The sequence below is a fragment of the Streptomyces phyllanthi genome (assembly GCF_009377205.1).
Taxonomy (GTDB): domain Bacteria; phylum Actinomycetota; class Actinomycetes; order Streptomycetales; family Streptomycetaceae; genus Streptomyces; species Streptomyces phyllanthi.
Genome location: NZ_VJZE01000526.1, coordinates 1 through 5,955, shown reverse-complemented (window position 1 = coordinate 5,955; position 5,955 = coordinate 1). Strand labels below are relative to the sequence as shown.

The 5,955-nt window shown below is 71.2% G+C and carries 5 protein-coding genes; 3 read left to right on the top strand and 2 right to left on the bottom strand.

Annotation, left to right across the window (positions count from 1 at the left end):
- Positions 1-57: 57 nt before the first annotated feature.
- A complete protein-coding gene (locus tag FNH04_RS39965; RefSeq protein ID WP_152791022.1) occupies positions 58-975 on the top strand; it encodes a peptidoglycan-binding protein in 918 nt (305 codons plus the stop codon).
- Between the two features lie 82 nt (positions 976-1,057).
- Here FNH04_RS39965 and FNH04_RS39960 read toward each other — a convergent pair whose 3' ends face one another.
- Entirely contained in the window at positions 1,058-2,320 is a 1,263-nt protein-coding gene (locus FNH04_RS39960) for a helix-turn-helix domain-containing protein (protein WP_152791021.1), read from the bottom strand.
- A 282-nt stretch (positions 2,321-2,602) separates the two neighbouring features.
- On the opposite strand from FNH04_RS39960, the gene FNH04_RS39955 reads away from it, so the two are divergent.
- Entirely contained in the window at positions 2,603-3,238 is a 636-nt protein-coding gene (locus tag FNH04_RS39955) for a DUF4232 domain-containing protein (protein WP_194236976.1), read from the top strand.
- 403 nt (positions 3,239-3,641) lie between these two features.
- Here the strand turns inward: FNH04_RS39955 and FNH04_RS39950 are convergent, their stop codons facing one another.
- Positions 3,642-4,115, bottom strand: a complete 474-nt coding sequence (locus FNH04_RS39950) for a carboxymuconolactone decarboxylase family protein (RefSeq protein ID WP_152791017.1) — start codon at positions 4,113-4,115, stop codon at positions 3,642-3,644.
- Between the two features lie 304 nt (positions 4,116-4,419).
- Between FNH04_RS39950 and FNH04_RS39945 the strand changes: the two genes are divergently transcribed.
- Positions 4,420-5,856, top strand: coding sequence for an APC family permease (locus FNH04_RS39945; protein WP_152791024.1), 1,437 nt, complete (start codon positions 4,420-4,422; stop codon positions 5,854-5,856).
- Positions 5,857-5,955 lie beyond the last annotated feature (99 nt).

The following is a 5,955-nucleotide window of genomic DNA, read 5'->3' as shown; positions in this document are numbered from 1 at the left end:
CCCCTCCTCCCCTCCTCGCCGAACCGGGCGAGGACACACGCACCCAAGGAGTCCGTGATGAGCACCAAGACGGGACCGCAGCGATACCCCGGCGCGAGCCGGGCGAACTGGTACCAGGACGACTTCGGCGGTGACCCGATGCAGGTCAACGTCGTCGTCCTCCACACCACGGAGGGTTCCACCCTGCCCGGATACGGCGGCGGCTCCTCCGCACCGAACCTGACGGCGGTTCCCGACCTCGCCGCCAGAAAACTGAAGTGGTACCAGCACTTCGACGTGGAGACCTCCTCCAGGGCGCTGGTCAACCTGCGGGGCGGCGTCGAGACGAACACCATGAACGTGTGCCAGGTCGAACTGGTCGGCACCTGCGACCCCAAGACCCACGCGAGGTGGAAGGCCGCCGACCAGGAGCACGTCTACTGGCCGGACGCCCCCGACTGGGCGCTGCGGGGCATCGCCCGCTTCCTGGCCTGGATGCACGAGGAGCACGGCGTGCCGCTGTCCGGCCCGAAGACATGGCCCGCGTACCCCACGTCGTACGGGAACGGCGGCGGCCAGCGGCTGACGGGCGCGCAGTGGAAGGGCTTCAAGGGAGTGTGCGGGCACATGCACGTGCCCGAGAACGCCCATGGCGACCCCGGCGCGATCGACTTCGCCAGGATCGTCAAGTACGCGAAGGCCGACCTGGACCTGGGTGACGACACCCCGGAGACGGCCACACCCGCCAAGCCGAAGGTCCCGGCGTTCCCGGGGCGCAAGTACTTCGTGGCCGGAGCCTCGAACGCGTACGTCCTGCAGCTCGGCAAGCAGCTGGTGAAGCGCGGCTTCGGCGACCACTACAGGGTCGGCCCGAGCAGGACCTGGGGCGAGGCGGACCGGCTGAACGTGCGGGACTTCCAGAAGTCACGGAAGGAACTGCGCGGCGACGCCGACGGCAGCCCCGGACCGCTGACCTGGCGCCTGCTGTTCTCCTGATCGGACACGGAGACGGCGAAGGCCCGGCGCGTCACACGACCGGGCCTTCGCCGTACGGCCGCACGGCCGGCCGCGCTGTGCGTCAGCTCTCCGAGGTGTCGAGGACCCAGGCGTCCTTGCCCTCCAGGCCGTAGTAGTAGCGCGGGACTCCCCGCATGCCGGCCGTGTGGAACGGGCGGCCGTGGTCGTCGATGCGCAGCGTGCCCTGCCGACCCCCGCTGCTCCAGGCCATCTCCAGGTACCAGCTGACGTCCTGTCCGACGGTGCCCGCATCGATGTTCAGCACCTGGGGGTCGTTGGACGACACCTTGTACGGGAAGTCCGTGACCGGCGTGCCGGCGTTCCCCATCTCGCCGGGGACCGGCTCGGGACGGGGGTCCGCCGCGTCGAGATCGATCGCGAAGGACGCCGGGGTGAGCCCACCGCCGCAGCCGGTGCCCATGGTGTAGGCGTTCCACTTCGGGGCCGTACGGCTGCTGATCACCCGTACGTAGAGGGCGTGCAGCACCACGGGCCGGCTGCCGGTGCCCTGCGCCGTCAGCTGCAGCCGCAGATGCCCGGCGGGCTCGGCGCCGAGGGCGGAGGCCCAGCCGTCGACCTCCTGGCTGACCGGTGGCGGGGGCACCGTGTCGGGCGACTGGTCGAGCAGGAACCACTGGTCGCAGACGCTTCCCCAGTTGTCCGTCAGGACGGTCACGTGGAAGGGCGTGGACGTGCTGCCGCCCCCGGCCGCCGGCGAGGACTCGGGCGAGGACTCGGGCGAGGGCGTGACCGAGCGAGGGGCGTCGACAACGACCGACGCCTTCGACGAACCGGCCGACGGCTCGTGCCGGGACGAGGCGGCCGGTTGCCCTGCCACGACGGCCGCCGGGACGGCGACTGCCGCCACGGCCACGGCTATCACCGCCTTGGGACGACTCAGGAGACGGGGAAGGACCGAGCGCGACCTGCTCGCAGCGGGGGCCTCGACCGGAGCAGCTGCCTCGGGTTCCGGGTCCGCCTGCTCCACCTCCGGCTCGGGCGCCGGCGCAGCCGCGGGTTCGGAGGGGGCATCCGCTGCCGTCGTGTTCGCTCCCTGTTCCGCGGCAGCGGGCTCCCGGTGCCTCGCCGAGTCCGCCAGGATCCAGCGGCGGTGCAGTTCGACGAGTTCCTCGGTCTTGGCCCCGCACGCCTTGGCCAACCGCTCCACGGGCGCGTAGTCGTGGGGCACGGCGGTGCCGTTGCAGTAGCGGTGCAGGGTCGACGTGCTGACGTGCAGCCGGGCGGAGAGCGCACCGTAGCTGCGGCCCGAGCGCTCCTTCAGTTCGAGCAGCAACGCCGCGAACTCGGCCGTCTCCGTGGCCATTCCCTCGTCCCCTCGTCCCGGAAGCGCGTTCCAGGCCCTGTTGTCTGCGCAGGTCAGAGCATGTGGCGCCGTTCCAGCGTCCCCGAACTCCCGGGACACGTGGCCCCTGGGACAGATCAGGGCCCAGAGTTCAGCCGTCGGGCGGTCCGCCCGATCGAGGCCGCGTCGTCTCCGGTCCCGGATGAGCCAGGTGGCCTGCCCCTCATTCCCTCACGCCTGTCACGTGCCGTGACGCGTCGGGGTTCGAACCGGCCGCCGATCGAGAAGAGAAGAGAGAACACCATGTCCGCGAAGCGAATCCTGATCCCGTGCGCCGTGCTGGCCTTCGGCTGCGCCGCCCTCGTGGGGTGTGACCCCGCCGCGACCAAGGTCACGGCGGGGTCCAGCGGCTCGGCCGATCCGGCCTCCGCGGACGGCCAGGCGTCGCCGGATGCCCAGTCGTCGCCTGCCTCCTCGCCGTCCACCGGCTCGGCCGGGCAGGCCCCGGCTCCCAAGGCCTCGGACACCTCCGCGACGGCGACTGCCGGCGGGCGCGCTCCGTACTGCGGGGCCGGGGACGTGACCCTCGCGGTCTCCCCCGTGCGCCGTCCGATCAACCACCTGCTGATCACCGCCACGAACACCTCCGCGACACCGTGCGACCTGGGGCTGATCGCCGAGATCACCTTCGAGGGCGGGACAGAGGCCAAGCTGCCGGACGGCCTCGGCGGCGGCCCCAACATCCTCGAGCCCGGCCGGTCCAACTACCAGGCCGTGCTGCTGGACCAGCAGGACGCCCCGGGCACCGGCACCGACACGTCGTACATGACCCTCGAACTCGAAGGCGGGGACACCGTGAAGATCGAGAACAAGGCGCATGTGCACGCGCCGTCGACCACCGTGTGGCACCTGACCGTGGAGGACGCCCTCTCGTCCTGACCCCACCGGACCGCCCGGGCGGAAGGACGGGCCGGGACGTCACCGGTCGACGAGGCCCGACCTCCAGGCCCAGGCGGCGGTCTCGACGCGGTCGGGGGCGGGGAGTCCGGTCTGCACGTTGCCCAGGTGGGCCTTCACTGTGCCCACGGCGTGGGACTGCCCGGCCCCTGGCCCCGGGGGCCCGGGGCCGGGCACGGCGGTGCCCGGCAGACCCCGCAGCAGGCGAAGGGTGATGGAGGGGCTGACCAGGGCTTCCCCGGATGCCGCGGCGGGACGGCTCGCCGGTGCCGCGGTCCACAGCGGTCGAGGCCTCCTGACCGGGCCGGACCGGCCGCTTACCCGGACCGGCCGCTTACCCGGACCGGCCGCCTACCCGGACCGGCCGCCTACCCGAACAGGCCGCCTACCCGAACTGGCCGGGCTGGTAGTCGCCGGCGGGCTGCTGGACGACGACGTTCATGCGGTTGTAGGCGTTGATGAGGGCGATCAGTGCCACCAGGGCGGCGAGCTGCTCCTCGTCGTAGTGCTTGGCGGCGTTCGCCCAGGCCTCGTCGGTGACGCCGCCGGCCGCGTCGGCGATGCGGGTGCCCTGCTCGGTCAGCTCCAGGGCGGCGCGCTCGGCGTCGGTGAACACCGTGGCCTCGCGCCAGGCGGCGACCAGGTGGAGGCGCTGAGCGGTCTCACCGGCGTGGGCGGCGTCCTTGGTGTGCATGTCGGTGCAGAAACCGCAGCCGTTGATCTGGCTGGCGCGGATCTTCACCAGTTCCTCGGTCGCGGCGGGCAGCGTCGAGTCCGTGATCACCTTGCCCGCCGAGTTGATGTACCGGAGGAACTTGCCCGCGACCGGGCTGCCGAAGAGGTTCAGACGCGCTTCCATGGTGAACTCCCGTTCCGTTTTTCGTGGTTACACCTCCCTGACGGAACGGCCGGGCACGATGTGACAGCCGTGAATGTGACGTGCGCCACTCTCCTGAAGCTTCTGCCTCAGCCTTCTACGCGGCGGCACCGGAGAGCCGGGCGAACACACGCCGTCATACGAACCCGAACAATCTGTCGCTCTACTCGCGTCGCTCCCTTGTCAGGCAGTCGAGTTGAGGCAACCATGGGGTCGCTCGTTTGAGCCGAAACGAAATCCTTCTCTTCCGCCCGACAGGTGAGGCATGTCTACAAGTGCGTCCAGAATGCGGCACGCGGCCGGCGACGGTTACGCGTCGACCGGCTCCCTCAAACAGAACGCGCTCGGCGTTCTGGGCATCCTCTTCTTCGTTCTCTCCGCGCAGGCACCGCTCACCGGTGTGGCCGGGGCGGCACCGGTCGCCATAGCCATCGGCAACGGCCCCGGTGTCCCCGCCATGTACGTGGTGGCCGGGGCGGTCGTCCTGCTCTTCTCGGTCGGCTATGTCGCGATGGGCCGGCACGTGGTGGACGCGGGCGCCTTCTACGCGTACGTCGGCAAGGGCCTCGGCAGCACGGCCGGCGCGGGCAGTGCGGGCGTCGCGCTGCTCGCGTACCACGCCATCCAGGCCGCGGTGTACGGGCTGTTCGGAGCCGTCATGAACGGTCTGGCGATCCAGTACCTGGAACTCGACGTGCCCTGGTGGCTGATCACCGTCGCCACGATGGTGATCGTGCAGGCGCTCGGCGCCGCCGGGGTCGACGTGGGCGCCAAGGTGCTCGCGGTGTTCGTCCTGGCCGAGATCAGCCTGCTGCTGGTCTTCGCCGTGGTGATGCTCCTCAAGGGCGGCGGTCCCGAAGGACTGGCCCCCGGCTCCTCCTTCTCCCTGTCGGCGGCGCTCGACGGTGCGCCCGGTGTGGCGCTGATGTTCGCGGTGGCGTCGATGTTCGGTTTCGAGGCGACGGCGATCTACGGCGAGGAGGCGCGCGAGCCGCACAGGACGGTCCCCCGGGCCACCTATCTCGCGGTCGTCCTCGTCACCGCGTTCTTCGCCTTCACCTCCTGGATGCTGGTCTCGGCGCACGGGCCGTCGGCCAGCGCCGCCGCCGCCGGCAAGGCCCTGGAGGCGGGGGACGGGGCGGGCTTCGTCGCCGCCCCCGTGTCCGCCGAACTCGGTGCGTGGGCGGGTGACGCGCTGCCGATCCTGCTGGCCACCTCGCTCTTCGCCAGCATCCTGGCCTTCCACAACTCCGCCAACCGCTACCTGTTCTCCCTCGGGCGGGAGGGCCTGCTGCCCCGCAAGTTGAGCGTGCTCAACGGCAGGCAGTCGCCCTGGCTCGCGGGTGTCGTGCAGACCGCCGTGGCCGCGCTGCTGGTCTTCCCCTTCGCGCTGGTCGGCAAGGACCCCGTCCTCACCCTCTTCTCCTGGCTCAGCGGTCTCGCGGTGCTGGCGATCATGCTGCTGTACTTCCTGACCTCCCTCTCGGTCATCGTGTACTTCCGCCAGGCGGGAGCCGGTGACACCCGGCTCTGGAACACGCTGATCGCCCCGGCCCTGGGCGCCGCCGGTATCGCCGGTGCCATCTGGCTGATCATCGCCAACTTCACCACCCTCATCGGCGGCGACAAGGCCACCGCCACGTGGCTGGCCCTGGCCGTGCCCGGAGCCCTGCTGGCGGGCATCGCGATGCCCCGGCTGGCCCGTACGTCCCGGGGACGGTAGGAAAGCGCCCCCTGCATCTCTGAAACACCGTCAGGGCGGTGACGTGGAGCGTCCGGGAGCCCCGTACCCGGACCCACGTCACCGGCCCTGTGCGGCCCC